We start from the raw sequence: 3641 nt of genomic DNA, 5'->3' as shown, positions 1-3641 counted from the left end.
GGGCACGAGTATCTTCCCTGGTTTGGATTGGTCAATATGAATGCCCGACTGTACGACCCTGCTATCGGACGCTTCCTCTCGCCGGATCCCTATGTGCAAATGCCGGATTTCTCTCAAAACTTCAACCGCTACAGCTACTGCCTCAATAATCCCCTCAAGTTTACGGATCCGAATGGGGAATTATTTGGTATCGACGACTTGATCGCTGCAATTGTTGGAGGAACAATCAACGTTGTTGTCAATATTGTTGAAGGAAATGTGACAAGCTTTGCTCATGGTGCAGCACTATTTGCTGCAGGTGCAGCATCAGGAGTTCTTACAATATACATTGGGCCTGCTGGCAGTGCAGCTGTTTTAGGTGCGACAAATAGCGTTATCAATCAAGGCTTCTCAAAGGGATGGAACAATATTTCCGTGGAAGAAACGCTGTCGGCATCTGCAATGAGTGCTTTGACTTCTTTTCTCGGAGGCTACTTGGGGAATGCTTTATCTAAGCCGATTGGAAGTTTGACATCCAATATCGCTAGCCCAATGTTGCGAGGAGCTATTTCTGAAGGAGCAATGGGAGCTCTCTCCGGTTTTTTTCTCGGGACAGGAATGTCTTTAGTGCAAGGTGAAAGTTTAGAAAATTCACTTAAGGCCGGAGGAAACGGATTCCTTATGGGTGCAGGCATTGGTGCAATGACCGGAACGATTTCAGGCATCAAATACGCAAGAGACAATAAAATAAGCCCATGGACTGGGGAGAAAGCACATAATCACCATTCTTTTCCCAAGTTTCTTGGGGGAGAACCGGATCAAAAATTGACTCCTATGAGTGAATCCAGACATAGGAAATTACACAAGGACATGAATGATTTTTTATTTAAACAGAGGGATGAATTGGGAAATCATATGAGACCTCAGAAAGGAAATTCAGGCTACACAATTCTAGGAAATTTCGAAACAGAAATACGTATAAACACACTTAGGAATTTTTACGACAGTCACCCAATCAAATATTGGGATGCTCGATATGATTTTTACAAGAATACAGGAATGAAATGGAAACCGTGGTAGCAAAGATTATTTATGGAGTAGATGAAGATGGCTTCGTCTATGGATCGAAAGACCGGCCGGATGTTTGCCCTGTTTGTGGGAACAGGATCAAAGATGTTTACGACCTTGATTATAGACTGAAAAGGAAATCGACACTCATGGTCACCTATGATGGCTATACTATCGTATCGCAGCCCTTCAAGGATTTTTGCGATGCAAATGGCTATCCGGGGCTGTCCTTTACCGAATTAACGCATTATCCCGGCTATTACTTCTTTTTTGCAGAGAAAGCATTCGAACTGGACCCCAATAGAATAAAATTCAACGGGCGCCATGACTGCTGTGGCTCTGCTGATTGCATTTCAACTCCATTCAAGACAAAAAAAGAAGATTTTCAAATAGAATCCAACGATTTCATCTGCCGATCGGATGTCAGATTCGGGGATAAGGGCAAAAAGTTTTTTCTTATCATTGTCGGACTCGAGACAGAAAAAAAGATGAAGCAGTTCAGACTGAAGAAAATCTATTATGCCAAAGTGCTAAAATGATTTTATAAGAGAGGGGGGATTCATCGTGGCAGTACTTTTTGCACAAATGGGAAATTACCGGCATATGTGATTGCATTCTATATTGACAAAAAAAAGAAAACGACATGAAGAAGTTATTTTTAATAGCATGCTTAGAAATGTTTATGTTCGGTTGTTCTCCTATTTTCAAAAGCAATTCTAATGATATAGAACAGAAAGCTGTTGGTGATAATTTTCTATTGAGTGAAACTGAGAGTACATATCTCAATAGCATTTTTGAAGCTACTCGCAAAGATTTTGACTTTACCAATAAACAAGTGGGATTTGTTAAAATTAGTGTAGAAATAGGCAAAAATCATTACTTTGATATGCAAGAAAAACATTCTGCTGAGCCAAACTATCCCTGCGATAATGGCACATTGTATATTTTCAATGCTGCCCAAAAAACCGAGAGCGGTGGTTATGATGCTGCGATTGTGTATTGGTGTAAATTTTCACTCCGGATTGAAGATGTAGTCAAGAGGTTGAGAACGAAGAGTTAAGTCAGATTTTTTACCCAACAAAATTCTTGTCAGGCAATTACGCATTTATGAACGATATGGAAACCGTGGTAGCAAAAATTATTTTTGGAGTAGATGAAGATGGTTTCGTCTATGGTTCGAAAGATCGGCCGGATGTCTGCCCTGTTTGTGGGAACAGGATCAAAGATGTCTACGATCTACACTATAGGCTGAACAGGAAGTCGACCTTTATGTACACGTATGATGGCTACAATATCGTGTCACAACCCTTCAAGGATTTTTGCGATGCAAATGGATATACGGGGCTGTCCTTTACCGAACTAACGCATTATCCCGGCTATTACTTCTTTTCTGCGGAGAATGTATTCGAACTGGATCCCAATAAGATAACCTTCAGCGGTCATCATGACTGTTGTGGCTCTGCTGATTCTGTTTCATCTCCGCTCGACTCTAAAAAAGATAGCTTTGAAATAGAATCCAACGATTTCATCTGCCGATCGGATGTCAGATTCGGGGATAAGGGCAAAAAGTTTTTTCTTATCATTGTCGGACTGGAGACAGAAAAAAAGATGAAGCAGTTCAGACTGAAGAAAATCTATTATGCCAAAGTGCTAAAATGACTTTATTAGAGAGAGAGGATATTCATCGTAGCAGTACTTTTGCACTAATGGGGAATTACCAACAGATGTAATTGCATTTTGTGTTGACAAAAAAAGAGAACAACATGAGGAAGTTATTTTTAATAGCGTGCTTAGAAATGTTTATGTTCGGCTGTTCTCCTATTCTCAAAAGTAACTCTAACGATAATAATATGAGTTTGGGACAAATACACGAACTGCAAGTGCGTAATTTTTCGGAAATTCCAAAGGATTTGCTGGAAAATATGGATAAAATGGGCGTGGACAATTCGCCAATTCTCAATGAATATGAGGGGAGATATTTTAATTTTATTTTCAATATAGACCCTCAGGATTTTAATCTTGTCGGGAAAAAAGTCGGCTTTTTGGGAAGCAAAATAGATTATTTCAACGACACACGCTCCACTGACCGTAATTTTACAACCGTTGGCGGTAGTAGTCTATATATTTTCGATGCTACTCAAAAAGAGGAAAGTGGCGGATATGATGCTGCTATTACTTATTGGAATAAATTTTCACTTCCGATAGAAGAAGTCGTTAAAAGACTGAGCAAGAAGCATTAAGTCAGATTTTTCTTAATAAATTCCCTAACAGGCGATTACGTATTTATGAATGACTTGGAAACCGTGGTAGCAAAGATTATTTTTGGAGTAGGTGAAGACGGCTTCGTCTATGTGCGGGTCAATTTCGGACAGTGGAAGTTGCATTATATCTATCGCGATTATCAAGGCAGCGTGACGGATATTACCGATGCTGCCGGTACGGTGGTGCACCGCATGCGATACAGCCCATGGGGAAAATTGCTGCATACGGACGGTACACCTTATACCCGAAGCGAAGAGTTGTCCACCGACTATGACCGACTGCTCCTGCTCGGACGGGGCTATACAGGGCACGAGTATCTTCCCTGGTTTGGA

5 protein-coding genes and 1 pseudogene are annotated in these 3641 nt (G+C 40.7%); all 6 read left to right on the top strand.

Features of this window, described 5'->3' with window-relative positions:
• A partial coding sequence (locus tag F452_RS11065) for an RHS repeat-associated core domain-containing protein (protein ID WP_018966130.1) occupies window positions 1-1059 on the top strand: 1059 nt, incomplete at its 5' end.
• Window positions 1044-1586 carry a hypothetical protein gene (locus F452_RS0110475; RefSeq protein ID WP_018966129.1) on the top strand — a complete coding sequence of 181 codons (543 nt, stop codon included), beginning with the start codon at window positions 1044-1046 and terminating at the stop codon, window positions 1584-1586. The genes F452_RS11065 and F452_RS0110475, both read left to right, overlap by 16 nt.
• A gap of 104 nt (window positions 1587-1690) precedes the next feature.
• Window positions 1691-2107 (top strand): hypothetical protein, encoded by a 417-nt coding sequence (locus F452_RS0110470; RefSeq protein ID WP_018966128.1) that lies wholly within the window; start codon window positions 1691-1693, stop codon window positions 2105-2107.
• 56 nt (window positions 2108-2163) lie between these two features.
• Window positions 2164-2706, top strand: coding sequence for a hypothetical protein (locus F452_RS0110465; protein WP_026292390.1), 543 nt, complete (start codon window positions 2164-2166; stop codon window positions 2704-2706).
• Window positions 2707-2810: 104 nt separating this feature from the next.
• Window positions 2811-3287 (top strand): hypothetical protein, encoded by a 477-nt coding sequence (locus F452_RS0110460; protein WP_026292389.1) that lies wholly within the window; start codon window positions 2811-2813, stop codon window positions 3285-3287.
• A 45-nt stretch (window positions 3288-3332) separates the two neighbouring features.
• Window positions 3333-3641, top strand: a pseudogene (locus F452_RS11060) (RHS repeat-associated core domain-containing protein); the annotation flags it as partial.

Source organism: Porphyromonas gulae DSM 15663, from assembly GCF_000378065.1.
GTDB classification, from domain to species: domain Bacteria; phylum Bacteroidota; class Bacteroidia; order Bacteroidales; family Porphyromonadaceae; genus Porphyromonas; species Porphyromonas gulae.
The sequence above is the reverse complement of the archived record's forward strand: the minus strand, read 5'-3'. Positions and strand labels throughout refer to the sequence as shown.